Consider the following 26,538-nt stretch of genomic DNA (forward strand, 5'->3'; position numbering starts at 1 on the left):
ATCCTTTATCTTGCCAGCCAGCCGCCATCGACGGGTATGACTGCGCCATGCATGTAATTCGAAGCAGCTGCCAGCAGAAACACCGCGGCGTCGCCAATATCCTGTGGCTCTCCCCATCTCCCGGCAGGGATCCGGGAAAGAATTGCACTGTTGCGGTCAGGATCGTTGCGCAGGGCCTCCGTATTGTTGCTGACGATATAGCCAGGCGCGATCGCGTTGACGTTGATAGACCTTTGCGCCCATTCGCACGCAAGCAGTCGCGTGATGCCGACCAGGCCGGATTTCGATGCGGTGTAGGAGGCCACCCGGATGCCGCCCTGGAAGCTCAGCATCGACGCGATGTTGACGATCTTGCCGCGCCTGTCCTCGGCGACCAGTCGCTTGGCGAAGGCCTGGGACATGAAGAAGACCGACCGCAGATTGACGTCCATGACCTCGTCCCAATCTTCAGGGCTGAAATCAAGTGCGTCAGCACGCCTAATGATCCCCGCATTGTTGACCAGTCCATCGACGGTTCCAATTCCATCCCAGATGTCGTTGATGATCGTGACCGCCTTTTGCACATCGCCAAGGTCACCCTGGACACCGGTAAATGTGCCGCCGTCCGCCTCGATGATCCGGGCTGTTTCCGTCATTGGCGACCGGCCAACGCCGACGACGCTGCCGCCCGCCCGGGCAATCGAGACCGCGATGCCCTGACCGATGCCGGTGTTTGCGCCGGTCACGACGATGCGCTTGCCGGCGAGACTGAAGGGGCTCGTCATGCCAGATCTCCGATCGCTACCGGATCGACATCCGTATAATCGACATTGTCGCCGGCCATCGCCCAGATGAAGGTATAGTTCGACGTCCCCGACCCTGAATGAATCGACCAGCCGGGAGACAGAACGGCCTGCTTGTCGGCGACAATGAGATGGCGGGTCTCGTCTGGTTCACCCATCAGATGCACCACGCGTGCATTCTCTGCCAAGCCGAAGTAAAGATATGCCTCGGACCTGCGGTCGTGCACATGCGCCGGCATGGTGTTCCAGACCGAGCCCCGCGCGAGCGTGGTCATTCCCACGACAAGCTGGCAGGTCTTGACGCCTTCGGGATGCACAAACTGGAAAATCGACCGCTCATTGCTGGTTTCCTGTGAGCCAAGGTCAATCCGCTTCGCGTCGCCGATAGTGATACATGTCGTCGGATAGGCCTGATGCGCCGGCGCGCTGATAAGATAGAAGCAAGCAGCCTCTTGCTTCGAGACCGATGCGAACCGCACGTCCCTGGCTCCCATGCCGATATAGATCATGTCGCGATGGCCGAGTTCGAAGCGCTGGCCGTCGACGCTGACGATGCCGGCTTGGCCGATATTCACTGCGATCATCTCGCGGCGATCGAGGAAATTCGCGGTTCCCGTTGGCTTGATGCTCTCCAGCCTCAGCTCTTGCGAAACCGGATTGGCGCCGCCGACGATCATGCGGTCATAGTGCGAATAGGTCAGGTTTATCTGATCCGTAGCAAACAGATCCGCCACAAGGAAATTGGCGCGGAGCTCCTTCGTTCCGAACGTCGCGGCCTCGGCTGGTGATATTGCAAAGCGCGAGGTGAAATGTGTTCCAGTCATATTATCTTTCCTTTCCCAAGAGGTCATACTACCCTGAGTATCTATGGCTATAGACCCAACCTGCGGGCCACGTCGGCTATTGGGTTCCTGTCATTGTATACGACCTTGCGCTCCGGTGAGTTCATTGTCGTTCTATCAGTAACTAATTGATACATCTGGCTAATATCCTCTGATGAGCCCTAGGTGATCCCTGTCCGAACCATATAGCACTAACCCATTTGACACAAGTTGTAAGATGTCATATGTTTGAAATCAAGTTGCAGGAGGCAACTTTTGAATCATTCAAGACACGCGCCAATCATTGTCCGCGAGGAGGAGCTTACTTATGAATGTTTTCGCAAGGGCCGTAGCGGCCGCGATGCTCAGTACCGTTTCTTTTGCAACCGTATCGTTTGCCGAAACGCCGCCGAACCAGCTTGTGGTCGGGTTCTCGATGTCGAACATCCTGACGCTCGATCCTGCCGCAATTACCGGCAAGGAAACCGTGCAGGTCCTCGCCAACATTTACGAAGGCCTGGTGTCGCTTGACCCGGTGAACCGTTCGCAGGCTAATCCTCAACTCGCCGAGAGCTGGACTGTCAGCGAGGACAATACAAAAATTGTGTTCAAGATGCGCGAAGGCGCCAAGTTTGCTTCCGGCAATACGGTGACCGCTGAGGACGTCGTTTGGTCGTTCAAGCGCCTGATGAAACTCAATCTTGCCCAGGCTTCCTTCCTGAAGACCCATGGGTTCTCGGCTGCCAATGCCGACGCGAGCTTCACCGCTCCCGATGCTTCGACAGTAGTCATCACACTACCCAAGCGCGTCGATCCGCAGATCATCGTCCTGACCTTGGGCATCGTCGGGCCCGGCTCGGTCCTCGACAGCAAGACCGTCATGGCCAATGAAGCGAACGGCGACATGGGTGGCGCCTGGCTCACTACCCATTCCGCGGGTTCCGGACCCTTCGTGTTGCAGGAATGGAAGTCCAATGAGCGGGTATTGTTGGCCCGCAATGACAATCATTGGGGCAAGGAGGCCGCCATGCGCCGCATCATCATGCGGCACCTTCCCGAATCGCAGAGCCAGCGGCTGATGCTGGAAAAGGGCGACATCGATATCGCTTTTTCGATGGCAGCAGCAGATTTGACGGCATTGCAGGCCAACAAGGACGTTGTGGTGCAGACAATCGGCGGCAGTGGTTTCTACTACCTCGCAGTGTCGATGAAGGATGAAAAATTCAACAAGCCGAAGGTGCGTGAGGCGCTGCGCTATCTCATCGATTATAAGGGCCTGAACGCGACAGTGCTGCCGTTCTTCGGCAAGCCGCATGACCGGCCCATCCAGAGTGGTCTGCCCGGCGTACTTCCAGATGTCGGCTACACGCTCGACGTGGCAAAGGCAAAGGCTCTCCTTGCCGAAGCTGGTTATCCGGATGGCTTCTCCACGACATTGCGCGCCCTCTCGGATGCCCCGTTCCTCAACCTTGCCACCGCCATCCAGGCAAGCCTTGCTCAGGGCGGCATCAAGGCCGAAGTCATCACCGGGTCCGGCGATCAGATTTACGGCGCGATGCGCGAGCGAAAATTCGAACTGATCGTGGGTCGTGGCGGCGGCGGTCAGTTGCCTCACCCGGACTCAAACCTGCGCGCCATCGCCTATAATCCCAACAATGCGGACGATGCGAAGCTCACCAATTTCCAAGGCTGGAGAACATCGTTCTTCGACGAAAAGCTCAACAAGATGATCGATGACGCCCTGGTCGAGTCCGATACCAAGCGTCAGGCAACCCAATATGGCGAGATCCAGACCTACTATGCGGATATGATGCCATCGATCCAGCCGTTCTCCGAAGTCGTCGATTCTGTCGCTTCACGGGCGGACATCAAGGGCCTCGCGCTTAATCCGTCTTGGTCCACGGATCTCAGTGCCGTCACCAAGGCGCGCTGAATCCCCTGACCCGGCCGCTGCCGCATCACCGTGTGGCAGCGGCAGCAAGGCAACCGCAAGAGATGTTCCAGATGACGCAAGAACGTTTATATGCCGGAGCAAGACAAGCTGCCACGATTTTGGTGACGCTGTTCGGTCTTCTGGTTCTTACCTTCTGCATCGGCCGGCTGATGCCAGTCGATCCTGTCCGCGCCATCATCGGCGAGGAGGCAGATGCCGCTACCTACAACATGGTGGCCGAACGGCTTGGCATGGACAGGCCGATCTATGAACAGTTCCTGCGCTATCTCGGTGACATCCTGACCGGAAACTTTGGCGTGTCGATCCGCACTGGCCAGTCGGTAATCAACGATATCGCCCATGTCATGCCGGCGACAATCGAACTTGCGACATTCGCAATCATCTGCGGCGCAGGCCTTGGCATTCCGCTGGGTATCCTTGCCGCAGTCCGCCGCAACACCCTGATCGATCACGCGATCCGCGTGGTCACCTTGCTTGGCCACTCGATGCCCATCTTCTGGATCGGCATGATCGGTCTTATCGTCTTCTATGCATCGCTCGGTCTTGTCGGCGGCGGCGGACGCATGTCGGATTACAATATCGGGCTGGTCCCCGAAACCACTGGATTTCTCCTCATCGACGCCGCCATGGCGGGCGACTGGGAAGTGTTCCGGGACGCGGTCAACCATCTCGTTTTGCCGGCCAGCATATTGGGTTACTCGTCGATGGCCTACATTACGCGCATGACCCGCAGCTTCATGCTCGACCAGCTCAACCAGGAGTATGTGGTCACCGCCCGCGTCAAGGGGCTCTCGAACAGCAGGACAGTATGGCACCACGCCTTCGCCAATATCCGCGTCCAGCTCGTGACCATTGTAGCGCTCGCCTATGGCAGCCTGCTCGAAGGTGCCGTCCTGATTGAAACCGTCTTTTCCTGGCCGGGCTTCGGCCAGTACATGACGAACAACATGCTGGTCGGCGACATGAACGCCGTCATGACCTGCGTGCTCATTGTCGGCATCATTTTCATCTGTCTGAATCTGCTTTCCGATGTCCTTTACAAAATCTTTGATCCGAGGACGCGATGACAATCAAGAGCTTGTACGGTACCGAAAACATGTCGAACGCACGTGTCTCCCCATGGTTCTCCGGACCGCTGAAAGGACTGGGTGCCGTCCTCAAACGGCTTTCCTCCGACCCTTCATCCTGCTTCGGCCTCGCTGTCGTCGTCATCCTTGTGCTTTGCGCCATCCTCGCACCCTGGATCGCAACGCATGATCCGAATCTTGTGGACCTGCCCAATGCGCTCCGATCTCCGGATGCCGCGAACTGGTTTGGCACGGACGAGCTTGGCCGCGACATCTACAGCCGCATTGTCCATGGTACGCGGATCACCCTGTCAATCATCACCCTCGTCTCGATCGTCGTCGGGCCAGTCGGTCTTCTGGTGGGCACGACCGCAGGATATTTCGGCGGCTGGTGCGACACCGTCATGATGCGGATCACCGACATCTTTCTCTCATTTCCCGGTCTGATCCTGTCACTCGCATTCGTTGCGGCACTGGGTGCGGGGCTCGAAAACGCGATCATCGCCATCGCATTGACATCATGGCCGCCGATCGCCCGCCTTGCCCGGGCCGAAACGCTGACCTTCCGTTCGGCGGATTATATCTCAGCGTCACGCATGCAGGGCGCCTCGTCGATCCGCATCATCACCAAGTCGATCATGCCGATGTGTCTCCCTTCGGTCCTGGTGCGGATAACGTTGAGCATGGCGACCGTCATCCTGACCGCAGCGGGACTTGGGTTCCTGGGCCTCGGCGCTCAGCCGCCGCTGCCAGAATGGGGTGCCATGATCGCAACGGGTCGCCGCTACATGCTTGACAGCTGGTGGCTGGTCGCATTTCCGGGTGCTGCCATTTTGATCGTCAGTCTGGCTTTCAACCTTCTCGGGGACGGTCTTCGCGATGCCCTCGATCCAAAACAGCGTTGAGGAGAGGACCATGAACGACCAGCAACCTCTATTGGACGTTTCCAACCTCCGCGTAAGCTACCGCAAGGACAAGACCTATTCCGATGCGGTGCGGGGTGTCTCCTTTACACTTGGGCGTGAGAGACTGGGTATCGTGGGAGAGTCCGGGTCCGGCAAATCGACAATTGGCCGGGCTTTGTTGAAGCTGCTCCCGTCCGCACGGATCAGCGCCGACCGGCTCCAGTTTCAGGATACCGACCTGCTCAAGGCTGGCGAACGGGAAATGCTGACAATTCGCGGCCGCCGCATTTCCATGATCCTGCAGGATCCCAAATTCTCGCTCAACCCGGTACACCGGGTCGGCCATCAGGTCTCGGAGGCGTACCGCGTGCACACACGCGCATCCAGTCAACAGGCACGTCAGAAAACCTTGGAGATGCTCGAGGCTGTGCATATCCGCGATCCCGAGCGTGTGTACGACCTCTATCCGCACGAGGTATCCGGCGGCATGGGTCAGCGCATCATGATTGCAATGATGCTGATACCCGAGCCACAGCTGATCATTGCCGACGAGCCGACATCAGCGCTGGACGTCACTGTCCGCATGCAGGTGCTGAATATTCTCAATGAACTGGTGACGCGCAAGGGCATGGGACTGATCATGATCAGTCACGACCTCAACCTGGTTCGCAACTTCTGCGATCGGGTGTTGATCATGCGATCGGGCGAGATCGTGGAATCCTGCGCGGCGCGCGACCTGACCCATGCTTCTCACCCATACACGCGAGGATTGTTGGCCGCGCAGCCGCATATCGGGGGCAATAGGGGACCCTTGCCGGTCCTCGGCCGCGATCCCGGTCTCGCAAAACCAGCAGTGGAGACAATGTGATGAGCGATGTAACCATCAAGGGTCTCACCATTTCACTGGGCATGGGTGCTGCCCAGAAGAAGATCCTCAATGAGGTCGGCTTTTCAGTTGCGTCCGGAGAATCGTTCGGGCTCGTCGGCGAATCCGGTTCGGGAAAATCGACCATTCTGCGCTGCTTTGCGCGCCTGCTGACATTCTGGTCCGGCGAGATCTCGATTGCCGGCAGGCCGGTCGACCAGATCCCTGCCGCTGAGTATTGTCGCCTCGTGCAGATGGTGTTCCAGGATCCCTATGGTTCGCTTCATCCGCGCCAGTCGATCAAGACCGCGTTGCAGGAGCCGCTTCGGATTCACCGGCTCGATCGCCAGCAAGAGCGAATGGAAAAAGCGCTCATCGATGTTGGTTTGAATGGCTCCTTCCTTTCACGTTATCCGCATGAACTCTCGGGCGGACAGAGGCAGCGTGTGGCGATTGCGAGGGCGTTGATCCTTGAGCCGAGCGTGCTCTTGCTTGATGAGCCCACATCAGCGCTCGACGTATCTGTTCAGGCGGAGGTGCTCAACTTGCTGAACGAAATCAGGCGCACGCGAAAGCTGACCTATCTGTTCGTCTCGCACGATTTGGCTGTCATCGACTACATGTGCGAGCGCCTGGCCGTCATGCAGTCCGGAAGCATTGTGGAGATCATGAATCGTACAGAGTTGTGCAAAGGCGGGGCAAAACATCCATACGCGCGCCAATTGATCGACTCGAGTATTGAATATGATCGAGTCGCATGAGTCCTCAATTATCACTGGACTTGCATGCGTCTGATCGGCCGTGAGTAGATTTCTCCAAAGGGGAACGAATGAACACGAAGAGGCGAGAAACACTAACCTCACAATTGGTCAGGCAAGTCGCTGGCAGGATCAAATCGGGTGAATTTCCCAGGGGCGCGAAACTCCCGACTGAAAAGGAAATGATCGACGAGTTCGGTGTCAGCCGAACTGTCGTTCGTGAAGCGATCGCCAATCTTCGCGCCAATGGCATGGTTTCGACCCAGCAGGGCATCGGCGCTTTCGTCGTCCACAACACCGCTCTGCCTGCATTCCGCATCGCGGAAGAAGATCTTTCCGTCATCGAGGAGGTCGTCAAGGGTCTGGAATTGCGCATTGCCGTGGAGTCCGAGGCTGCGGCGCTGGCCGCCAAGCGACGCAGTGATGACGACATTCGCGCAATCGAAGGCGCGTGCGAGGCGATGGCCGATGCCATCAAGACGGGAAGCGACAGTATTGAAGCGGATTTGAATTTTCACCGGGCCATTGCCCGCGCCAGTCAGAACGATCATTTTCTGAAGATCTTCAATTATCTCGGCGAAGTCCTGATCCCGAGAGCACGACTGCAGACGCATCGTTTTGACGAATCCACGCTCTCGGAATATCTCGCACGCGTCAATTCCGAACACCGGCAAATCCTCGTCGCCATCCGCCGGAGTGACACAGATGGCGCGCGGGCGACGATGCGGATGCATTTGAGCGGCAGCCGCGACCGCCTTCAGCAGTCGATAGACGATGGACAATGATTGACCGGGACAACATGTCCGGTTTGTCGCGGCGACTGCGTGAGTCAGTCCAGTTTACCAGATCATTCAAGTCGACAGATCTGTCGTTCGATTCCTGGCAGTCAGCGACGAGGGCATTTGTCACTGAGGCACTCGACCTTCGCGATGCCTGCGCAGCACGCGCCCGAACCATTGAGCGGCGAGATCACGAATCGCATGAGACCCGGCTGCTGGAACTCACATTCAGCAGCGGTGAAACAACTGAAGCATTCCTTCTCTTACCCGCCGGCAAGACCCGACGTCCCGCCGTCCTGTTGCTCCACGACCATGGCTCGCGTTTTGACATCGGCAAGGAAAAGCTCGTTCGGCCCTGGAATGACGACAAGGCGCTTTCTGCAAGCGCGTGGACCGAACGCTGTTACGATAGTCGCTACCTTGGTGAGGTGCTCGTCAAACGTGGCTATGTTGTTCTTTGTGCCGACGCCCTCGGCTGGGGCAGCCGCGAAGGAAACGGCTATCAGGCGCAACAGGCTCTGGCCGCCAACCTGTTGCAATTCGGGACGTCACTTGCTGCGGTCGTGGCGTCGGAGGATGTGCAGGCCGCACTTTGCCTGAGCGCATTGCCGGAAGTTGACGAACTCTGCGTGGCGAGCATGGGATTTTCATTCGGCGGCTACCGTGCCTGGCAGGTAGCCGCACTGACTGAGGCAATATCGGCTTCGGTGGCCATCAGCTGGATGGGGCGGTTAACCGGGTTGATGGAGCCGGGAGCCAATCTGCTCCGCGGCCAATCGGCCTATTACATGCTGCATCCGCCACTTGCCGGAAAGCTGGATTACCCTGATATCGCTGCCCTCATAGCCCCGCGACCCGGGCTCTTCTACGCGGGCGATCACGACCCTCATTTCCCGCGCGCAGCCGTAACGGCGGCATTCGGCGATCTGACCGAAAGCTGGGGCGCTGCCCAGGCTCCCGGGCATCTGGAAACCAGAATCTGGCCGTCAGGTCATGAGTTTGGAGCCGCGCAGCAGGACGCGGCAATCCAGTGGCTCGATGCGGTGTTTAACCGAAGTTGAATCGCTCGTATTCGGCGTGTCAGGCACGGACCCTATTGCGGTCCGAGCCTTTCAATCAGAACCTGCAAGTCCTTGTGGTCCTGTTTCGAGCAATCCGTCAGCGGCGGACGAACCGGTCCGGCGGGCCTTCCAACGAGACGTGCCCCAGCCTTGACGATGCTCACGGCGTAGCCGCCGGCGCGATTGCGGATTGCGATATAGGGCAGGAAGAACTCTTTCAGGAGCCGCTCGGTCGTGTTGCGGTCGCCGCTGCGCACTGCCCCGTAGAACGCCATGGCAGTCTTGGGGATGAAATTGAAAACGGCGGATGAATAAACCGGAAAGCCCGCGGCGTTATAAGCTTCGGCATAGACTTCTGCGGTGGGCAGGCCGCCGAGATAGCTCAGGCGGTCGCCAAGTCTGCTGCGGATTTCTGTGACGGCCTCGATTTCTCCAATGCCATCCTTGAAACCGATGAGATTGGGATTTCTGTCGACCAAACGTTCAAGCGTATCGGCGCTCAGACGGCAGACATTGCGGTTATAAACGATCACACCAATATCGACCGACCTGCACACGGTTTCGATGTGTGCAGCGAGACCCTGTTGATTGGCCTCAGTCAGGTAATGGGGAAGAAGCAGAATTCCGGCAGCGCCCGCCGCCTGGGCATTGCGCGCCATCTCAACCGCCAGACGCGTGCTATACCCCGCTCCCGCAATGATGGGTGTATGGGAGCCACAGGTTTCGACTGCTGCTCGGATAACCTGTGCGTGCTCGGCCAGGGTCAATGAGAACCCTTCCCCAGTCCCGCCGGCCGCGAACAACACGGTCGCACTGTAGGGCATCAGCCATTCGAGCCTTGCCCGGTAGCCCGCGGGGTCGAACTCGCCCTGCTCATCGAAGTCAGTCAAAGGAAAGGACATCAGGCCGGATGACAGAACGGATTTGAGGGCCAATGGATCATAGGCCAGCCGGTTCGTTGAGTTGTAGTTCATGATGTGTCCTTTTTTCGGGATTGGCGTTCGCGCCGCATCCAGACGCTGTCAATCGACGAGGTTGTCGTTGATGAAATCGAAGTTGATGTCTTCGCCGAGGCCGGGTTTGTCAGACAGATGAACGAAGCCGTCCTGGTCCATCGGGTCGACCAGCGCGTTGAGATACTCAAACCCATCGTCATATTCGAGGAACGGGTGCAGCAGGCCGCGCTCATACCAGCGAACATTCTTCGAAACCGCCGTGACGATCAGGTTGGGTGCTCCATTGCCGTGCACCTCGCAATTCATGCCAAAAGACTCGGCAAGATGCATCGTCTTCAGCGCTGGCGAAATGCCGCCCACGTCATGCACGCCGGTGCGCAGGATGTCGCAAGCTTTCGAGGTGATCCATTCGGCGCGGGTATAGTGCTTGCCTCCGGCACTTTCCGGACCGAGAACCGGAATGTCGAGATTTGCCGCGAGCCATGTGTAAGAGGCAGAACTCTGCTCGTCCATCGCCTCCTCGATCCAGGCAAAGCCAAGCTTTTCGAGGCCCCTGCCAAGTTCGAGCGCTTCCGTCCGGGAATACCAGTGGAAGGCATCGAGCATCAAATGGATATCTGGGCCCACCGCCTCACGCACAGCCGCGCAAGCCTTGATGTCCATCTTGACATCGGGCGCCCACGAAACGGGCGGCATCCATGTATGCAGTTTGATCCCCTTGTACCCGCGCTTCACCAGCTTTTCGGCAAACCGGCCGTAATCCTCTGGCGTCGCCAATCCGCCTTCCAATTCATCACCGCACATGATCGAACCATAGGCGGGGACCTTGTCGCGATAGCTTCCGATGAGTTTGTGAGCCGGGATGCCGAGTTTCCTGCCAGCCAGATCCCACAAGGCGCAGTCGACGATCGCCAGTGTGCGGTCCGTCAGCTGTGCCGCGCTGCCGCGCTGCCAGTGGGCCAAGTCCTGCCAAAGGCGTTCACGGTCGAACGGATCCTGACCAAGCAGAACCTTCTTCACGAACTTGTCGATGATATGCGGACGAACGATCTCGACCGGCGAAAAACAGTAGCCCTCGCTGCCGTCATCGGCAGCAATCGTCAGCAGAGCAAGTTCAACCTTGTGTGCAGGGCCGGGATGGGCATGGCCGGCGCTGTCCGCATGTCTGTAAGTCGTATGCTTGAAGCGACGCACGCTGATATCGATTATTTTCAAGATCCCGTCTCCAATGCTCTGCCTGGCTATCATAGCAAATTGCTTGGCGAATCTGCTTCACTACCCGTTTCAATATCATGTTGTATGATGACTGACAACGCCTATTTGCGATTGCCAGCAAGTTTGAGCCGATCGGTCCAGATGCACGTAACTATCGAGATAATATAACATCCTTGAACACCAGCTACAGCTATCGGCGGGCCGTTCTCCAGACTGGTTGAGGCGACTGGAGCCGAAACTACGTTAGTTGTATGATGATGGCCACGATCCGTCCCGGTCGGGGCGGGTCGACATTCTCGTCGCCCCAACCACCCTTCTGTAAATATTCCCCCCCCATCAGGGAGATTGCACCTATTCAAATATCCCTTTTGGCGTCTCGTTGTTCAGGAAGGGCTCGATGAATCCAATCAGCAGGTCCGTCTGATCGATGACTGCGGTGTGCGATGTCGCGGGCAGGACGGCGAGGCGTGAGGCCGGTAGCGGCTTGCCCATGTCGCCCATAACCCCGCCGCCGAGCATCCGGAACATCGCCACCGAATGCTCGAGCGTAGCCACATCTGCATCGCCGCTGATGATCAGGACCGGCGTCTTGAGCGTCTTGACGTCGGCTTCCCACGCCATCGGTTCGTGTTCGAGCGCAATGAGTTTCCTGACGAGAGCAGGAAACCCGTCGGGATTGGCGGCGAGCTTGCGATATTCCTCGGCGAACGGCATGCCAACGAACATCTCGACCGTCATCTGCGGAATGAACGCCTTGAAGTCCGGCTGCCAGCCTTCGGCATCGTAGGCGACGGAGGCGGCGACGAGCTTGTTCACCTTGTCGGGATGGCGGATAGCAAGCTGCAGGCCGGCGGCCGCGCCCATGGAATAGCCGAATACGTCAGCTTTCTCGATGTTCACGGCGTCCATGAACGCAGCGACGTCGTCGGCAAGGTTCGGATAGGTAATTGGCCGGTCGATATCCGTCGTGCGGCCGTGCCCCTGCAGCTCGAGTGCATAGACCTTGTGGGTCTCGGCAAGTTTCGGGATGATCGCGCCCATCGTCGGAATGTTCATGTAGGCGCCGTGCAGCACGATCAGTGGATCGCCCTCGCCGGAGACCTCGTAGTACATCTGCATGCCATTGACCTCAACCCGTTTACCCGCGGATATGGGTTGGGCAATCGCGGCGCTGGCGACAAGCAGGGCGCCGGCAATCAGAGCGGTTCGTAACATCGATCTATCTCCTCGTTTTGTGCGCGGCCGATGCCGGCGTCGACAGTTAGACGAACGGCATTTCCACGATCCGACATGAGGTGATCGATTTTTTCAGATGACCGCCGACTCTCGCGCTTACAGGAAAGGCCGCGCGAGCATTTCGGCACCGAGGAGCAACAAGCAAATCAGGAACCAGCGCCGGAAGGCCGACGGACTGACCCGGCTACGGATTATCTGCCCAGCCCACATGCCAGCGAGTGCTGGAACGATCGCGAGCGCCGACATAGTGAGATTTTCCAACTGGAAGGCGCCACGCCACCCCAATCCGGCCGCAAGAGCGATCGTGGAGACAGTAAAAGACAGGCCAAGTGCCTGGACCAGATCGTCCTTTTCAAGGCCGAGTGCCTGCAGGTAGGGCACGGCCGGGATGACGAAGACGCCGGTGCCGCCTGTGACGAGGCCGGTTGCTGCGCCGATGATGGGAGACAGAACCGGTTCCAGCAACGCCGGCACACGAATCTGGCGAGCGACGAGCGTACAGCCCGCATAGAGGACAAGCGCTCCCCCGAGCGCGCTTGTCGTCAGCATGGTGTCGCCGCTGGTGAGCAGCGACGAACCGGCAATCGTACCCGCGACCACCGCTAGCATCATCGGCCAGAGTCTGCGAAGGAGCACGCTGACGTTCGGCCCGGCGAAAAGCTGCCAGACATTGGTCACGAAAGAAGGGACGATCAGCAGGCTGGCCGCGGCCAGCGGCGAGATCAGCGCGCCCAGCACGCCCATGGCGACGGTCGGCAGACCCATGCCGGTGACGCCCTTGACGATGCCGGCGGCGAAGAAGGTAGCGGTTACTGCCACGAGCAGTATCGGGTTGTCCATCATGCCATTCGCTTTAATGCATCTCCTGGCAGGCACAATGCGGATGATCCGCATTCAGACTTCGGCTGGTCCGAAGGCTGAATGTCGGGTATCCTCGTTGGCATGCGCTTCGACCTGATCGACCTTCGCCTGTTTCTCGCCGTGGTGGATGCCGGCAGCATCACGAAAGGGGCGGCGGACGTCGGGCTTTCACTACCGGCCGCCAGCGAGCGCCTGCGCGACATGGAAGCCGCCGGCAAGGTCCGGCTGCTTGAGCGCGGACGCCGCGGCGTCCGGCCGACACCGGCTGGCGAGGCATTGGCGCACCACGCCCGCCTGATCCAGCGCCAGATCGCAAAGATGCGCGGAGAGCTCGGCGAGCATGCCAGCGGCCTGCGCGCGACCATCCGGCTCGCCGTGAACACGGCCACGCTCACTGAGTTTCTGCCCGAACGGCTCGGTGGCTGGATGGCGGCTCACCCGCAGATCGATGTCGAGCTGAAGGAGCGGCAAAGCATCGAGATCGCGAGAGCTGTCTCGGCCGGGCTGGCGGAGATCGGCATTCTTTCGGATGCGGTCGATACCACCAACCTTGAGCTGCGCCCCTTCGCCATCGACCGGCTGGTCGTCGTGGTCCCGCGCGATCACGCGCTGACGGTGAAGAAACGTGTCGCGTTCGCGGATATTCTGCATGGGCCGTTTGTCGGGTTGACGGGCGCACTGCAGGATCACATCGACGCCCAGGCGGCGAGGATGGGTGTCAAGCTGAGGATACGCGCGCGGATGGCAACCTTTGAGGGCATCTGCCATATGGCTGCCAACGGCGTGGGCCTCGGCATCATGCCCGAGACCGCGGTGCGGCGCTGTAGCAGAACCCTGAAGCTCGCTTTTGTCCGCCTTGCCGACGACTGGGCCACACGGCAGCTGTCGGTCTGCGTCCGCTCCGAAGAGGAATTGACGTCACCTGCGCGCAACCTCTTTCACCACCTTGCATTGAGCGGCGATAATGATCGTCTATAAATACAACTATGGGTTTAAATAATAATATTATGCACCACTCTGGCAAATGTGACCGGAATGTGAACAATGTTTTGAATTATGAACCATATTGATTCCAATCTGTACGTTTATTAATCTTAGTACTGGTCACAATATTTCGTGATAATATTGAAATTAGCCGGTGTAATACACGATTTAATAAATTGTTATTGTTGATTGCCGCATTTATATTCTTAATTAGGGCCGCCCTGCATATGTGCGTTGCATAATCGCGGGGCATCGATCGTCGGTTCATTCCGGCAGACACAAACACGAAAGCAGACAGAAGGAGAAGCATATGGCTACTCTAGAAGGCGGCGCCTACGACGACGTTTTGTTCGGCTCGCGTTTTGACGATTTCATCCATGCCAATGGCGGCGATGATGTTGTTTTTGGCGGTCAGGGAGGCGACTCGATATTTGGCGATGACGGCAATGATCTGTTGTTTGGCGAAAAGGGCAACGATACCCTTTCCGGCGGCAACGGAGCCGATACTCTCCTTGGCGATCACGGAGCTGATATCCTGAATGGTGACGCCGGAGACGATGTGCTTCTCGGCGGTGCCGGGAAGGATGTTCTGTCCGGCGGCGAAGGCAACGACACGCTGATTGGCGGTGCCGGTGCCGATGAGCTATCGGGCGGCGCAGGCGATGATGTGTTCGTGTTCGCGGGCGGCGGCGGCAATGACGTCGTGCTTGATTTTACCCCTGGTGAAGACATCCTCCAGATCTCCAGTGGTATCAATGGCCAGGACATCCAGTCGCCGGATGACTTGGCTTCCCGTGTCACACAGGTTGGCGAAAATGTCGTGGTCGACCTCGGCCATGGTGATTCCGTCACTCTGGTGAACACCAATTCGGAAGATGTTCAGGCGAATCCTGACAGCTACTTCACCGTACATTGATCCGAAACAATGGCGTGCCCGGCCTAATGGTCGGGCACGCTGCTTCGTCCAGTATTTAGCTGCATCTGATATACCGCATCTCCTCCCTTTGCTATTTTCGTCTTTCTGGAGTCGCCAGCACTCCTTGGAAAACCGCTTGAATATCCCTATGTTCGTGCCCAGAGCGGGAGCGACCAATTGTCCGGCAGGCTGGACAGTCCCGGGATGCAGCCCGCAGCGATCGAGCGAGGACGGATGCGATGTCGGAAACGCGGCGCAAGCTCACAACGATCTTCTCGGCCGACGTTCAGGATTACACCCGCCTGATGCGGGCCGACGAAGAGGGGACACTCGCCACTCTCAAACAGTATCGTGATGCTATGGCACGCCTGATCGTGGCGCATGACGGCCGCGTCATCAACACCTGGGGCGACGGGCTGATCGCCGAATTTCCAAGCGTTGTCGAGGCGGTGCGTGCTGCAGTCGACGCGCAGAACGAGCTGGCTGGTTATAACACCAAGCGCTCGGATGACGCGCGCATGCTGTTTCGCATCGGCATCAACCTCGGTGACGTGATTGCCGAAGATGGCGACATTTATGGCGACGGCGTCAATGTTGCCGCGCGCCTCCAGACGTCGGCGGCACCGGGCGGGATTGTGATCTCCAATACCGTCTACGATCAGGTGCGTAACAAGGTCGCTGTCGGCTTCGAATTCCTCGGCCTGCTTGAGGTCAAGAACATCGATGGCGGGGTGCCAAGCTACGCGGTGCGGATCGGCGTAGAAGGCGAAGACCCGGCTCCGGCGCCGCCACATAGCGCGTTTGGCCGCCAGCAGTCCCCCGCGGAAGTACCGCTGCGGGCCGGTGCCGCTCCGGTGAGAGGGCCCACCAGGAAATATGGCGTACTTGCGGTGATTGCTGCTGCCCTCGCCGGCATAAACCTCCTCTCCTGGCAGGGAGAATTCTGGGCAGCCTGGCCTCTGCTTGCGCTCGCCGTGTTATCGGTGCTGATCTGGTTGCGGTCGGCAAAAGGGACGGACCGCATGCTCGCCACGCTGGGCGCAGCGGGCCTTGGCATCGCCGGCATCAATCTCCTGTCCTGGGATGGAACGTTCTGGGCAATCTGGCCGCTGTTAGGCATCGCGATCGCGGCCGGCCTTCGCTGGGTCATGCGCCGGCAGCCGTCCGTCGGGCAGTGATTTCATCGTATACGCTCCATCACCCAAGATCGATCTGATCCGTCTGAGCCCAATCATCGTCCTGAACTGCCGGGCGCTCATCGATCTCGCCCTGATAGGCGAGCAGGACAATCGACACGATTGCCAGGACCAGTGTGAAGTCATGCATCGGCTTATCCTTTCGCATCGCGGCAGGCAACGCAGGCCCGCTTTCATGCAGCAACGGCGTTGCGATGAGTCTAGGGCGATATTTGTTTAAATGGAGGCGCCGGGCAGGCAATTAGAGGGAATTTGCTCACCTTGCATTGACCGACTCTTGGTTGCGGGGGGCCTGATAGCGCATGGACCCGGCGCAAATCCAATCGGTGAACGCCGATGCCCGTGTTTCCGAGACAACTCGAAGCCGTCCAGCAGATACTTTCCACTGAACGGCTGTAGGATCCGGATGGCGCGATCGGTGATCGCGCTATGCTCACATCATGAAGTCATTAGCCGACCAATCATGATCGAAATCGCCGCTGACCTGGATGACAAGGTCGGCAGTGCCGTCGCCATTGATGTCGGCCTCGACGTGCACATAATCCTGGGACGAGGCATCGTCCGGAACAACGACCCGCAATTCGCCAGCGGCGCCGGTGAAGTCGCCACCGCTAATGAAGTGAAAGTCTTGATTACCGTTGGTGCCGGTATCGGCATCGATCCTGCTCAGATCGATTTTGTCACCCTCGGCCGAGCTGAAATCGACGATACTATCGGCGTGGGCCTGTCCATTTTGTTGCAGATCGCCCCGTTCGGCATAATCGAAGCGGAAGATGTCGGCGCCGGCGCCGCCAGTCAGCGCGTCGAAGCCAAGTCCGCCGGCAAGAACATTATTGACCGCATTACCGGTGAGGAAGTCGGCATACTGGCTGCCGATGAGATTCTCGACCTCCACCAACGTGTCGCCCGCAGAATTCTCGCCTGTGGAGAGGTCGACACTGAGCCCATTGGCGAATGTCGTATAATCAACCGTGTCGGTACCGGCGCCGCCGACGATAATGTCGCTACCGTCACCACCGACGAGGAGGTCGTCACCATTGCCACCGGCAAGAATGTCATCACCAGCGCCGCCCCACAACGTATCATTGCCGTCGCCACCGAGGAGAATGTCTTCACCGGCACCACCATCGAGGTGATCATCGCCGGCGCCGCCCTCAAGCGTGTCATCGCCAGCGTCGTCAGAACCGCCAGCCAGCCAGTCATTGCCCTCACCACCCAGGAGGTGGTCATCACCGTAGCCACCGTTCAGCCGGTCGTCGCCGCTACCGCCCCAGAGCGTGTCATTGTTGTCGCCGCCGCGCAGCCAGTCGTCGCCATCGTCGCCGAGCAGATGATCCGCGCCGGCGCCGCCGTCGAGCCAATCAGTGCCGGTGCCGCCAACGAGCGAGTCGTCGCCGGCACCGCCGTTCAGGCGGTCTTCGCCATCATCGCCGATAACCGTATCATTGCCGTCGCCGCCATAGAGCCAGTCTTCCCCGTCTCCGCCTTCCAGACGGTCATCGCCGGCGCCGCCGTCGGCCCACTCGCTGCCTGCGCCACCGGCGACATAGTCAGCACCCGCACCGCCGTTCAAGCGGTCGTCACCTTCGCCGCCATTCAGCCGGTCGGCACCTTCACCGCCGATAAGCGTGTCATTACCCTCGCCACCGCGCAGCCAGTCATCGCCATCACCGCCGTTGAGATAGTCAGCACCGGCATCGCCATCGAGCCAGTCCGTGCCGGCGCCGCCAAGCAGCTTGTCGTCGCCTTCGCCACCGTTCAGCCGGTCCTCGCCGGCACCGCCGTCCAGAGTGTCATTGCCTGCGCCGCCGTAGAGCCAGTCCTCGCCCTCGCCGCCAAGCAGCTTGTCATCGCCCGCGCCGCCATCCAGCCAGTCCGTACCTGCGCCGCCCGACAAGGTGTCATCGCCGTCACCGCCCGCAAGGCCATCATCGCCAGCAAGGCCGACCAGCACGTTGTCACCACTGTCGCCGGAGAGCTTGTCGGCGAAGGCCGAGCCCACGAGATTTTCGAAGCCGACTGCCAAGCGATCGCCTTCTGCATCACCGCCCCAAGTACCGAGCACGCCAAGGCCGTTGAGCCCGCCTAGATGAACCATAACGCCTTCCGGCGAACTCTCGTACCCCAGCGTGTCCGTGCCCTCTCCGCCGAAGAGGAGGTCGGAATCGCCGCCCTTGCCTTCGATGTAGTCGTTGGCACTGCTGCCAAAGATCCGGTCGTCATCGTCGTTGGCGACGATCACCTGGTCGACGCCATTGCCTGGATGAATATCGAGGAGATCAAGCAGGGATTGGTTCAGCGCCATGGAGGCCTCCATCCAGGATGTATTCGGGAGTGATTATCTATTTATTGTGCGGCAATGAACTACAAAACAATCTACAAGCCAAATGAAATTTTCATAACACAGTAATGTTTGAATATAATACCAATATACTTCAAAATCTGAATTATTTTCTTCTTAAAATTATCGTTGTTTTCCAACGAGGGGCTCTACCGGGCCATGCTCCAAGGAAGCTGTGAGGGCGTGAACAAGCCTGGCATTTTGCCGCCCAGCGCGGTACGTCGTACCAAGTGGTACGGCTCTGTTGACCTGGAGATCGGTGGACCGGCCCGGTCGCTCCGGGATCGAAACCTTCGAAGCGACGGTGCACCAATCCTGTATCGATTGCGAACGGAATGAGATCGATTCCGGACAGATTTCAACGATTCGCGTACAAGAAACTGCGAAAACGGAACAAGAATCTCAATCAGCACGTGAGTTTTTGGTGCATGTGGTTGAATCTCAAAATTTGCCCACCACGTTGAGAAAACTACCCGATTTTCCAAAAAACGGTTCAACTTGACACATTGCAACTGCCCGCCTGACCAACTAATATATTAATTGACCAGTTGGAGATTTTGATGGACACCCTCAACGCACCGAGGCATTTGCGCCTCCATGCCAGCGACAATGTGATTGTCGCTGTTGACAGTTTTCAGGCCGGGCAGAGCATTGAGGGGGTAACAGTGACGGACCGCGTTCCGCGCGGACACAAACTGGCTTCCCGCTTGATCGGAGCCGGCGACCCTGTGCGCAAGTTCGGCCAGATCATCGGCTCGGCTTCCAGGCGCATCGAGCCCGGTGAATGGGTGCATGAGCACAATCTCAGCTACAGCAATTTCGTGCGCGAGGCAGGCGCGGCACATGACGCCCATGCTAGCGACGTACTCCCAGCCGGCCAGCGCGCCACCTTCGAAGGTTTTCGCCGCGCCAATGGCCGCGCCGGCACACGCAATTATATCGGCGTATTGACCTCGGTGAACTGCTCAGCCTCCGTTGCACGCTTCATCGCCGAGGCAGTGCAGAAGTCAGGGATACTCGATGATTATCCGATGGTCGATGGCATTATTCCATTGGTCCATGGCGGCGGCTGTGCTCTCGATGTGAAGGGCGAGGGCTATGAGGTCCTGAAACGCACCCAATGGGGCTATGCCACCAATCCGAACATTGCCGCAGTTCTGATGGTCGGACTTGGCTGCGAAGGTTTCCAGATCGGCCGCTGGAAAGAGGCTTACAACATTGTCGAGAGCGATAGTTTCCGCAGCTTGACGATCCAGGAAGTCGGGGGCACCCGCAAGACGATGGAGGCCGGCGTTGCGGCGATCCGTGACATGCTGCCGACTGCCGCGAACGTCAAACGCGAAACGATCCCCGCATCGGAATTGATGCTGGCACTGCAATGCGGCGGCTCGGACGGCTATTCCGGCATCACGGCCAATCCTGCGCTCGGCGCGGCTGTCGACCTTCTGGTGCAACACGGCGGCACGGCCATCCTCTCCGAGACACCGGAAATCTACGGCGCTGAACATCTGCTCATCGAGCGCGCCTCCAATCCTGAGGCGGTGGAGAGGCTGCAATCGGTCATCGCCTGGTGGGAAGATTACACGGCCCGCAACAAGATGGAGATGAACAACAATCCTTCTCCAGGCAACAAGGCCGGTGGTTTGACCACTATTCTAGAGAAGTCGCTGGGTGCCGTTGCGAAATCCGGGACGACACCACTCGAAGCGGTCTACGGTTACGCCGAGCCGGTCACGGCGCATGGCCTCGTTTTCATGGACACGCCCGGCTACGATCCCGTGTCGGCAACCGGGCAAGTTGCTGGCGGAGCCAATGTGCTGGCCTTCACCACAGGACGTGGTTCCGCCTATGGCTGCAAGCCGACGCCATCCATAAAGCTCGCCACCAACACGCCCATGTACAATCAGATGATCGAGGATATGGATATCAATTGTGGCGACGTGCTTGACGGCGTGTCCATCGAGGACAAGGGTCGCGAGATCTTCAAGCGTATCCTGAAGGTTGCGTCGGGCGAGCGCAGCAAGTCTGAAGAGCTTGGTTATGGCGATGCCGAATTCGTGCCATGGCAAATCGGCGCGACAATGTAATCGGGTGCAACAAGATGCAAATGAAACGGGAGCCAGCGGCTCCCGTTTCATTTTTGGGCACGCGAATTCAAGCCGTTGTCGGCTGCTGCTTGGCGCGGGCTACGATCTGCGTCGGGTTGACGAAGCGCAAGGCGATCAGCAGCCAGATCAGTGTTGTCACCATATAGACCACAGCCATGGCATCAATGGACTGCACGGCGCGCACTCCCGATGCAAACACCGAGTAATACAGAGCGACGACGAGGGTCTGGCTCGTCGGCCCAGCGGTCAGGAAGGTCAGTTCGAACATGGCGACAGTGCGCACAAGCACGAGCAGCAGGGCGGCCAGAATGCCAGGGAGCAGCATTGGCAACAGAACATGACGGAACAACTGGAAGGTGCCGGCTCCGAACACGCGCGCGGCTGCTTCGATCTTTGGGTCGATCTGTTCGATGAAGGGGATCATCACAAGGACGACAAACGGCACGGTCGGCACCAGATTGGCGAGGACGACACCCCAGAATGTGCCGCCGACGCCAGCTTGATAGAGAACAGTCGCCAGCGGGATGCCGAAGGTGATCGGTGGCACCAGCAATGGTAACAGGAAGAGCAGCATGATCAGCTTCTTGCCCGGAAAGTCGCGGCGCGCCAGAGCATAGGCCGCAGTAACACCAAGGAGGCCGGAGAGTGCGACAACGGTGAAGGCAATCTGGAACGTAACAATCAGAACATCGCTGAGCTGAAACTCCGACCAGGCGGTGAAATACCAGCTTGTTGTCCAGCCCGCAGGCAACCAGGTGCCGAGCCAGCGTGTGGCAAAGGACGAGATGATGACCGTCGCGATCATCGCCAGCAGATTAATGACAAAAAAAACGACAAGAACCCAAATGGCGGTGATCCAGAGCTTTGCGCCGATGGTCGTATCGCGGATCATGATCAGCCCTTTCCGCCAGCAGTGGAGCCGCGATAGAACATGTTGCGTATGGCGAGAACCGCCACCACGATGAGCAGCTGGACCACTGCCATGATCATCGCGATGGCCGACGCCATCGAATAATCATATTGCTCGAATGCCGCCTGATAGGCCGCGATTGAAATGACCCGCGTTGGCCCAGCCGGCGCGCCAAGCAATATCGCCGACGGGAACACGGCGAACGCCTGCACGAATGACAGGCAAAAGGCGATGGCAAGGCCGGGAACCAGCAACGGCAGCATGACATAGCGGAAGCGTTGCCAGCTTCGGGCACCGTGCGTCGCTGCCGCCTGCTCAAGCGCCGGATCGATACCAGACACGTAGGAGAGCGTCAGCAGGAACGTGAACGGGAAGCCCGTGATGATGAGCGAGGAGAAGACGCCCCAATAATTGTTGGTCAGCTTGACCGGGCGGTCTATCAAACCGATCAACATCAACGTGCGGCTGAACCAGCCCTGCGGCCCGAGATAGTTCAACAGTCCTTCGGCTACAAGCACAGTGCCCAGCGTGACCGGCAGAACCAGGATCGTCGTCAATAGCCGCTGATGCTTCATCAGGCGCACGCGAAACGCAACCGGCAGGGCGATCAAGATGCTGATGATCGTGACCGGAACAGCCAGCCAGAGCGTGGTGAGTATGGTGTCGTAGAGGAATGGATCCGAGAAGAATTTTTGGTAATTGGCGAATGTCCCACCCTCCATCGGCGTGAACGAGAGGATCAGGCCATAGATGAATGGATAGATGAAGACAGCCAACAGGAAGAGCACCGCCGGAAGTACCAGGAGCGTGACACCGTCTATGCCGTGGAGTGCCAGGCGCTGACGCAGGGATATCGGGTGGTCCAGCGGATCGGAGGAGGTAAGGCTCGCCATGGCCGTTACGCCGCAAACGCCAGCGCACGCGCCGGATCAACGGACAGCCAGATCGCGCTGCCAAGTTCTGCGGTTTGCGGGGCATGGAAGACCAGTTCGAGGCCTTCCGGTGTCCGTGCGGTGCCAACGAATTCCCGGCCACGATATTCAATTGTTTCGACTACGGCTTCCACGGTTTCATTGGAACGCGTACCTGCAACAACATCATCTGCCCGCGCCGCAATGACGGCCTCGTCACCGATTTTCAGGTTGTCACGCGCTGTCCCTGTCAACGTCGCATTACCAACGGCGACACTTGTATGCTCGCCATTCTTCGCTACGACCTTGCCAATAAGCCGGTTACGGTATCCCATGAATTCCGCCACATCCAGATGATTGGGCCGCTCGTAAAGATCGCTTGGTTCACCCACCTGGCGGATCTCTCCGTCACGCAACACCACGACACGATCGGCCAATGAAAGGGCTTCATCCTGATCGTGGGTGACGTACACAGTTGTTGCGCCCAATTGATTGTGGATGCGGCGAATTTCGGCACGCATCTCGAGCCGCAGCTTGGCGTCGAGGTTTGATAGCGGCTCATCCATGAGGACCAGCGGCGGCTCGATCACGATGGCACGGGCGATGGCGACGCGTTGTTGCTGACCACCAGAGAGCTGCCCGGGTAGTTTGTGTCCCTGACCCTGCAGACGGACGAGGTTCAGCGCTTCTTCGACGCGCCTTTCCATGTCCGCCTTTGGTACCTTTCGCATTTTTAGACCAAAGCCGATGTTCTGGCGCACGGTCATATGCGGGAACAACGCATAGTTCTGGAAGACCATGCCAAAGCCACGATCTTCCGGCTTCAACGTGTCTATACGCTTGTCGTCGATGAAAATGCCGCCGCCCGTCGTCGCGAGCAATCCGGCAATACAGTTGAGCGCCGTGGACTTGCCACAGCCGGAAGGGCCTAGAAGAGCGATGAACTCGCCCTTGCGGATGACGAGCGAAACGTCCTTCAACGCATTATGGGAGCCGAAGGCGCGGCTCATGCGGTCAAGTCGGATTTCACGGAATGGCGATGACGCAAGCAGCATCCAGCAACCTCACGGCTGGGTGCCATCCGGACAGGCCGGACAGCACCAATTCAGGCATTGATCGATCAGGACTTCTTGCCCGCGACTTCTTCGTCCCAGCGACGGAATGCGACAACCATCGACGATGGTTCGAGCGGAATTTCCACCGGGTTGTTGGCGATCCAGTCGGCATATTCCTTGCGGCCGAACTCGGCTATCGCGTCCTGGCTTTCCTGCGGCGCCATGGAAAGCGGCACATCCTTGACTGCCGGACCTGGATAGAAATAGCCCTTGTCATAGGTATAGGCCTGCTGCTCCGGCGTGAGCAGGAAGCTCATCAGGTCGAGAAGAACGGCAAGCTTCTCATCGGCAATGCCTTTTGGCACGCACATATAATGCGCGTCAGCAACCCAATGGAAGCCTTTGAGCGGCGCGACGGCTGCCTCCTTCGGAACCACGCCCAGAACGCGCGGGTTGATGTCCCAACCGGTCGTCGAGACGGTCATGTCGCGTGTCCCTTCCCCAAGCTCCTTCATCAGAGCGCCCGTGCCGGTCGGGTAGTATTCGATATATTTGTGCAGTTCCTTGAGGTAGGCCCAGGTCTTGTCCCATCCCTTCACAGGATCACGCGGATCGCTATCGCCGAGGAGATAGGGCAACCCCATCAGGAAGGTACGGCCGGGGCCGGAATTGGCTGGGCGCGCATAGAGGAATTTGTTGGGATTTTCCTTGGCCCAGGCGAGAAGCTCTTCGGCCGTGGTTGGCACCTTCTTCACGCGATCCGGCATGTATTCGAGGAGTGGACCGGAAGGATAGTAGGTAACGACGACGCCATGTTCCTTGCCAAGTGCCAGCATGCGATGTGCCGGTTCGAGGTAGATCGAAGCGAGGTCGGGCAGGGAAGCGGAATGGTCGGGCAGCAGCTTCACCCAGAGGTCCTGCTCGAGGCCCGCGGAAAGTGCATCGGTTCCGGTCAATACCAGATCGATATCGAGCCTGTTGGCGGCCTGCTGGGCCTTCAACTTGCCTGGCAGTTCGGGGGCAGGAGCCTTGGTGAACGTGATCTTGGAAACAAGTTCAGGCTTGGCTTTGGCGTAATTTTCAAGGGCCGTTTGCGTCAGGGCAAGGTTGCCGGCGACGTCAGCAACATTCAGCGCGACGGGCGAGGTTGGCAACGCCAGTTTAGATTGAGCGAAGAGACGGGTCGCCGGTAGCGCGGTGACCGCCGCCAGGCCGCCGATTGCTTGTCTGCGTGTTATGCGGATCATGATTTCCTCCCTGTTGAATCCCAACGTCCCCGTTTTCAGGCATGACCGGGTTCCCTGTCCGGCCAACTTGTCGAGAGTTGATATATTAATCTATCAGATCGAGATAGCAAGGGCTTTCGCCGTCACGACCCCAGCTGTACGACAGCGCGCGCAGCACCCTCCCTCAAGAGCATCTCGAGAGCGTCACCCACGCTCCGCCGGAACGTATTGTTCGTTGGCAGATCCTGACCAAAGATCTGATCAAGGCCGAGATAGGCTTCGAGCAGCTCGCCTGAAGCCGCCTTCCCTGCTGTGCGCTGCCTGATTTCATTGGCGAGCGGATCGCGCACGTCGATCGGCCTGCCATTCTCGTCAACGCCCGTCGCGTAGCGCATCCAGCCGGCGACGCCGAGAGCGAGACGATCAAACGGCTGCTCCTGCTCCAGACGCTTGCGAATGGTGTTCAACAGGCGCTGCGGCAGTTTCTGTGAGCCGTCCATGGCAATCTGCCATGTGCGGTGCCGCAGGGCCGAATTGCGGAAGCGCTCGCGCAATTCTGCCTTGTATGTACCGAGGTCAAAGCCTGGCAACGGTGGCAGAGTCGGTGTGATTTCCTTGTCCATCATTGCTGCGATGAGCGCACTGAACCCGCCCGCCTTCATCACGTCCGAAACAGTTTCATGACCTGAAAGATAGCCGAGATAGGCAAGCGTCGAATGGCTGCCGTTGAGCAGCCGGAGTTTCATCAGTTCAAAGGCGTCGACATCCGCAACGAACGTCACACCTACGCTTTCCCAAGCTGGGCGACCCGACGGAAAATGATCTTCCACCACCCACTGCGTGAACGGCTCGGTCATGATTGGCCACGCGTCGGCCAGTCCCGTGGCTTCGGTCACTGTGGCTCGATCTGCATCCGTCGTCGCTGGAACGATGCGGTCGACCATGGTCGAAGGAAAGGCAGCCTTATCCCGGATATAGTGACCAAGATCGGCATCGCGCAGCTCGGCGAAGCGGGTGACAACGCGTTTCAAGGTTTCGCCATTGGCAGGAAGGTTGTCGCAGGACAGCAACGTAAAGGGATCTGTTCCATTGGCGCGGCGACGGACGAGCGCCTCGACGATAAAGCCGATGGCCGAGCGCGGCGATGCGGGATGCGCGAGATCATGGACAATATCGGCATGATTTTCATCCAACGAAGCCGACGCCGGGGAATAGCAATAGCCCTTCTCGGTAACCGTCAGCGACACGATTCTCACTTCCGGATCGACCATGGCATTCAGCACGGCCTGCGGATCCTCCGGTGCCACGAGGACCTTGCCTATGCTGCCGATCACGTGAAAGCTATCACCTCCGCCGTCCCGCGTCGCCACGGTGTAGAGGCCGTCCTGCGGCTCCAAGGCGTCGCGCGTGTCACTGCTACGCAAGGATACTCCCAGTATCCCCCAGCTGTTTTCGCCGCCGGCCAGGATGCTATCTGTGTAGACCGCCTGATGAGCGCGATGAAAGGCACCGATACCCAGATGCACGATACCAACTCGGACCTGAGTTCGATCGTATTTCGGCTGTTCAACCTGCTTTGGCAGACGTTGAAGTGTCCCTTCAGAAAGGCGGTTCTGCTCGTTTAAAGTCAT

General features: G+C 58.7%; 24 protein-coding genes. 11 read left to right on the plus strand and 13 right to left on the minus strand.

Translation table 11 applies throughout. The features are described from left to right. Positions 1 to 5: 5 nt before the first annotated feature. Positions 6 to 764 carry a 2-dehydro-3-deoxy-D-gluconate 5-dehydrogenase KduD gene (gene kduD, locus CU102_RS23235; RefSeq protein WP_106713470.1) on the minus strand — a complete coding sequence of 253 codons (759 nt, stop codon included), beginning with the start codon at positions 762 to 764 and terminating at the stop codon, positions 6 to 8. After that, positions 761 to 1,606 carry a 5-dehydro-4-deoxy-D-glucuronate isomerase gene (kduI, locus tag CU102_RS23240; RefSeq protein WP_106713471.1) on the minus strand — a complete coding sequence of 282 codons (846 nt, stop codon included), beginning with the start codon at positions 1,604 to 1,606 and terminating at the stop codon, positions 761 to 763. The genes kduD and kduI overlap by 4 nt, the downstream gene beginning before the upstream one ends. 325 nt (positions 1,607 to 1,931) lie before the next feature. Between kduI and CU102_RS23245 the strand changes: the two genes are divergently transcribed. The 7 genes from CU102_RS23245 (at position 1,932) to CU102_RS23275 (ending at position 8,992) form a co-directional block, all read left to right on the plus strand. Then, positions 1,932 to 3,536 (plus strand): ABC transporter substrate-binding protein, encoded by a 1,605-nt coding sequence (locus CU102_RS23245; RefSeq protein ID WP_106713472.1) that lies wholly within the window; start codon positions 1,932 to 1,934, stop codon positions 3,534 to 3,536. Positions 3,537 to 3,607: 71 nt separating this feature from the next. Continuing rightward, positions 3,608 to 4,624 carry an ABC transporter permease gene (locus tag CU102_RS23250; protein WP_106713501.1) on the plus strand — a complete coding sequence of 339 codons (1,017 nt, stop codon included), beginning with the start codon at positions 3,608 to 3,610 and terminating at the stop codon, positions 4,622 to 4,624. Further along, positions 4,621 to 5,529: an ABC transporter permease gene (locus CU102_RS23255; protein ID WP_245425491.1), complete on the plus strand. Its 909-nt coding sequence runs from the start codon at positions 4,621 to 4,623 to the stop codon at positions 5,527 to 5,529. Before CU102_RS23250 ends, CU102_RS23255 begins: the two co-directional genes overlap by 4 nt. A gap of 10 nt (positions 5,530 to 5,539) precedes the next feature. Continuing rightward, positions 5,540 to 6,397 (plus strand): ABC transporter ATP-binding protein, encoded by an 858-nt coding sequence (locus tag CU102_RS23260; protein ID WP_106713503.1) that lies wholly within the window; start codon positions 5,540 to 5,542, stop codon positions 6,395 to 6,397. Beyond that, the gene (locus CU102_RS23265; RefSeq protein WP_106713473.1) at positions 6,397 to 7,155 is read left to right on the plus strand and encodes an ABC transporter ATP-binding protein; all 759 of its coding nucleotides are present in this window, start codon (positions 6,397 to 6,399) and stop codon (positions 7,153 to 7,155) included. The genes CU102_RS23260 and CU102_RS23265 overlap by 1 nt, the downstream gene beginning before the upstream one ends. Positions 7,156 to 7,223: 68 nt before the next feature. Beyond that, positions 7,224 to 7,937, plus strand: a complete 714-nt coding sequence (locus CU102_RS23270) for a FadR/GntR family transcriptional regulator (RefSeq protein WP_106713474.1) — start codon at positions 7,224 to 7,226, stop codon at positions 7,935 to 7,937. Next, positions 7,934 to 8,992, plus strand: coding sequence for a dienelactone hydrolase family protein (locus CU102_RS23275; RefSeq protein ID WP_106713475.1), 1,059 nt, complete (start codon positions 7,934 to 7,936; stop codon positions 8,990 to 8,992). The genes CU102_RS23270 and CU102_RS23275 overlap by 4 nt, the downstream gene beginning before the upstream one ends. Positions 8,993 to 9,024: 32 nt before the next feature. On the opposite strand, the gene kdgD is transcribed toward CU102_RS23275, so the two are convergent. From kdgD to CU102_RS23295, 4 genes are all read right to left on the minus strand, one after another. Continuing rightward, the gene (gene kdgD / locus CU102_RS23280; protein ID WP_106713476.1) at positions 9,025 to 9,966 is read right to left on the minus strand and encodes a 5-dehydro-4-deoxyglucarate dehydratase; all 942 of its coding nucleotides are present in this window, start codon (positions 9,964 to 9,966) and stop codon (positions 9,025 to 9,027) included. Positions 9,967 to 10,014: 48 nt separating this feature from the next. Beyond that, positions 10,015 to 11,196: a mandelate racemase family protein gene (locus CU102_RS23285; protein WP_425351594.1), complete on the minus strand. Its 1,182-nt coding sequence runs from the start codon at positions 11,194 to 11,196 to the stop codon at positions 10,015 to 10,017. Positions 11,197 to 11,514: 318 nt separating this feature from the next. Further along, positions 11,515 to 12,378: an alpha/beta fold hydrolase gene (locus tag CU102_RS23290; RefSeq protein ID WP_106713477.1), complete on the minus strand. Its 864-nt coding sequence runs from the start codon at positions 12,376 to 12,378 to the stop codon at positions 11,515 to 11,517. Between the two features lie 117 nt (positions 12,379 to 12,495). Further along, positions 12,496 to 13,242: a sulfite exporter TauE/SafE family protein gene (locus CU102_RS23295; protein ID WP_106713505.1), complete on the minus strand. Its 747-nt coding sequence runs from the start codon at positions 13,240 to 13,242 to the stop codon at positions 12,496 to 12,498. Positions 13,243 to 13,341: 99 nt separating this feature from the next. On the opposite strand from CU102_RS23295, the gene CU102_RS23300 reads away from it, so the two are divergent. From CU102_RS23300 to CU102_RS23310, 3 genes are all read left to right on the plus strand, one after another. Continuing rightward, the gene (locus tag CU102_RS23300; protein WP_106713506.1) at positions 13,342 to 14,238 is read left to right on the plus strand and encodes a LysR family transcriptional regulator; all 897 of its coding nucleotides are present in this window, start codon (positions 13,342 to 13,344) and stop codon (positions 14,236 to 14,238) included. Positions 14,239 to 14,554: 316 nt separating this feature from the next. Then, entirely contained in the window at positions 14,555 to 15,160 is a 606-nt protein-coding gene (locus tag CU102_RS23305; RefSeq protein WP_106713478.1) for a calcium-binding protein, read from the plus strand. Positions 15,161 to 15,399: 239 nt separating this feature from the next. Continuing rightward, positions 15,400 to 16,338, plus strand: coding sequence for an adenylate/guanylate cyclase domain-containing protein (locus CU102_RS23310; protein WP_106713479.1), 939 nt, complete (start codon positions 15,400 to 15,402; stop codon positions 16,336 to 16,338). Between the two features lie 19 nt (positions 16,339 to 16,357). Here CU102_RS23310 and CU102_RS30905 read toward each other — a convergent pair whose 3' ends face one another. Together CU102_RS30905 and CU102_RS23315 are read right to left on the minus strand one after the other, a co-directional pair. Continuing rightward, the gene (locus CU102_RS30905; protein ID WP_280951920.1) at positions 16,358 to 16,486 is read right to left on the minus strand and encodes a hypothetical protein; all 129 of its coding nucleotides are present in this window, start codon (positions 16,484 to 16,486) and stop codon (positions 16,358 to 16,360) included. A gap of 303 nt (positions 16,487 to 16,789) precedes the next feature. Continuing rightward, complete coding sequence (locus CU102_RS23315; RefSeq protein ID WP_166648391.1) at positions 16,790 to 18,661, minus strand: calcium-binding protein; 1,872 nt, start codon at positions 18,659 to 18,661, stop codon at positions 16,790 to 16,792. A gap of 596 nt (positions 18,662 to 19,257) precedes the next feature. Here CU102_RS23315 and CU102_RS23320 point away from each other — a divergent pair. Beyond that, on the plus strand, positions 19,258 to 20,784 hold the full coding sequence (locus CU102_RS23320; protein ID WP_106713481.1) for a UxaA family hydrolase: 1,527 nt from the start codon (positions 19,258 to 19,260) through the stop codon (positions 20,782 to 20,784). Positions 20,785 to 20,851: 67 nt separating this feature from the next. Here the strand turns inward: CU102_RS23320 and CU102_RS23325 are convergent, their stop codons facing one another. From CU102_RS23325 to CU102_RS23345, 5 genes are all read right to left on the minus strand, one after another. Continuing rightward, complete coding sequence (locus CU102_RS23325; protein WP_106713482.1) at positions 20,852 to 21,697, minus strand: ABC transporter permease; 846 nt, start codon at positions 21,695 to 21,697, stop codon at positions 20,852 to 20,854. 2 nt (positions 21,698 to 21,699) lie between these two features. Further along, positions 21,700 to 22,608 (minus strand): ABC transporter permease, encoded by a 909-nt coding sequence (locus tag CU102_RS23330; RefSeq protein ID WP_106713483.1) that lies wholly within the window; start codon positions 22,606 to 22,608, stop codon positions 21,700 to 21,702. Positions 22,609 to 22,613: 5 nt separating this feature from the next. Continuing rightward, entirely contained in the window at positions 22,614 to 23,681 is a 1,068-nt protein-coding gene (locus CU102_RS23335; RefSeq protein ID WP_106713484.1) for an ABC transporter ATP-binding protein, read from the minus strand. A 65-nt stretch (positions 23,682 to 23,746) separates the two neighbouring features. Continuing rightward, complete coding sequence (locus tag CU102_RS23340; protein WP_106713507.1) at positions 23,747 to 24,925, minus strand: ABC transporter substrate-binding protein; 1,179 nt, start codon at positions 24,923 to 24,925, stop codon at positions 23,747 to 23,749. Positions 24,926 to 25,050: 125 nt separating this feature from the next. Next, on the minus strand, positions 25,051 to 26,538 hold the full coding sequence (locus tag CU102_RS23345) for a mannitol dehydrogenase family protein (protein ID WP_106713485.1): 1,488 nt from the start codon (positions 26,536 to 26,538) through the stop codon (positions 25,051 to 25,053).

This window comes from Phyllobacterium brassicacearum, from assembly GCF_003010955.1.
GTDB lineage: Bacteria > Pseudomonadota > Alphaproteobacteria > Rhizobiales > Rhizobiaceae > Phyllobacterium > Phyllobacterium brassicacearum.

Bases quoted from the DNA above. Each gene is read 5' to 3' on its own strand.
- CU102_RS23265 (WP_106713473.1), top strand. From the start codon at position 6,397: ATGAGCGATGTAACCATCAAGGGTCTCACCATTTCACTGGGCATGGGT.
- CU102_RS30905 (WP_280951920.1), bottom strand. From the start codon at position 16,486: ATGCATGACTTCACACTGGTCCTGGCAATCGTGTCGATTGTCCTGCTC.
- CU102_RS23300 (WP_106713506.1), top strand. From the start codon at position 13,342: ATGCGCTTCGACCTGATCGACCTTCGCCTGTTTCTCGCCGTGGTGGAT.
- CU102_RS23320 (WP_106713481.1), top strand. From the start codon at position 19,258: ATGGACACCCTCAACGCACCGAGGCATTTGCGCCTCCATGCCAGCGAC.
- kdgD (WP_106713476.1), bottom strand. From the start codon at position 9,966: ATGAACTACAACTCAACGAACCGGCTGGCCTATGATCCATTGGCCCTC.
- CU102_RS23270 (WP_106713474.1), top strand. From the start codon at position 7,224: ATGAACACGAAGAGGCGAGAAACACTAACCTCACAATTGGTCAGGCAA.
- CU102_RS23260 (WP_106713503.1), top strand. From the start codon at position 5,540: ATGAACGACCAGCAACCTCTATTGGACGTTTCCAACCTCCGCGTAAGC.
- CU102_RS23315 (WP_166648391.1), bottom strand. From the start codon at position 18,661: ATGGCGCTGAACCAATCCCTGCTTGATCTCCTCGATATTCATCCAGGC.
- CU102_RS23255 (WP_245425491.1), top strand. From the start codon at position 4,621: ATGACAATCAAGAGCTTGTACGGTACCGAAAACATGTCGAACGCACGT.
- CU102_RS23325 (WP_106713482.1), bottom strand. From the start codon at position 21,697: ATGATCCGCGATACGACCATCGGCGCAAAGCTCTGGATCACCGCCATT.
- CU102_RS23310 (WP_106713479.1), top strand. From the start codon at position 15,400: ATGTCGGAAACGCGGCGCAAGCTCACAACGATCTTCTCGGCCGACGTT.
- kduI (WP_106713471.1), bottom strand. From the start codon at position 1,606: ATGACTGGAACACATTTCACCTCGCGCTTTGCAATATCACCAGCCGAG.
- CU102_RS23345 (WP_106713485.1), bottom strand. From the start codon at position 26,538: ATGACTTTAAACGAGCAGAACCGCCTTTCTGAAGGGACACTTCAACGT.
- CU102_RS23305 (WP_106713478.1), top strand. From the start codon at position 14,555: ATGGCTACTCTAGAAGGCGGCGCCTACGACGACGTTTTGTTCGGCTCG.
- CU102_RS23285 (WP_425351594.1), bottom strand. From the start codon at position 11,196: ATGATAGCCAGGCAGAGCATTGGAGACGGGATCTTGAAAATAATCGAT.
- CU102_RS23335 (WP_106713484.1), bottom strand. From the start codon at position 23,681: ATGCTGCTTGCGTCATCGCCATTCCGTGAAATCCGACTTGACCGCATG.
- CU102_RS23290 (WP_106713477.1), bottom strand. From the start codon at position 12,378: ATGTTACGAACCGCTCTGATTGCCGGCGCCCTGCTTGTCGCCAGCGCC.
- CU102_RS23330 (WP_106713483.1), bottom strand. From the start codon at position 22,608: ATGGCGAGCCTTACCTCCTCCGATCCGCTGGACCACCCGATATCCCTG.
- kduD (WP_106713470.1), bottom strand. From the start codon at position 764: ATGACGAGCCCCTTCAGTCTCGCCGGCAAGCGCATCGTCGTGACCGGC.
- CU102_RS23245 (WP_106713472.1), top strand. From the start codon at position 1,932: ATGAATGTTTTCGCAAGGGCCGTAGCGGCCGCGATGCTCAGTACCGTT.
- CU102_RS23275 (WP_106713475.1), top strand. From the start codon at position 7,934: ATGATTGACCGGGACAACATGTCCGGTTTGTCGCGGCGACTGCGTGAG.
- CU102_RS23250 (WP_106713501.1), top strand. From the start codon at position 3,608: ATGACGCAAGAACGTTTATATGCCGGAGCAAGACAAGCTGCCACGATT.
- CU102_RS23295 (WP_106713505.1), bottom strand. From the start codon at position 13,242: ATGATGGACAACCCGATACTGCTCGTGGCAGTAACCGCTACCTTCTTC.